This window comes from Vibrio sp. 704, from assembly GCF_033339295.1.
Genome location: NZ_JAWOUH010001088.1, coordinates 1 through 503, shown reverse-complemented (window position 1 = coordinate 503; position 503 = coordinate 1). Strand labels below are relative to the sequence as shown.

Here is a 503-nt window from a genome sequence, read left to right as displayed (position 1 = left end):
GCGCTGGCCCTGCTGGTCTGGCAGCAGCAGACATCTTAGTTCGCAACGGTGTAAAACCGGTGGTGTTTGACCGTTACCCTGAGATTGGTGGCCTACTTACCTTTGGTATTCCTTCTTTCAAATTGGAAAAAGGGGTCATGGAAAATCGTCGTCGGGTATTTACCGAAATGGGCGTTGAGTTCCGCATGAATGTGGAAGTCGGCCAAGATGTGCAGATGCAAGAACTGCTTGATGAATACGATGCGGTTTTCTTAGGTGTGGGCACATACAAATACATGCGCGCCGGTTTGGAAAATGAAGACGCGCCGGGCGTTTATGACGCCCTACCATTTTTGATTTCCAATACCTATAAGGTTATGGAGCTAGAACATAACCAACCGTTTATCGATATGGCTGGCAAAAAAGTCGTAGTGCTTGGTGGTGGTGATACCGCGATGGACTGCGTGCGAACTTCGATCCGTCAAGGCGCATCTAACGTGATTTGTGCCTACCGTCGTGATGAA

1 protein-coding gene is annotated in these 503 nt (G+C 48.9%); it reads left to right on the top strand.

Features of this window, described 5'->3' with window-relative positions; genetic code table 11:
- On the top strand, positions 1 to 503 hold a 503-nt coding region (locus R7R24_RS30795), incomplete at both ends, for an FAD-dependent oxidoreductase (protein WP_318120727.1).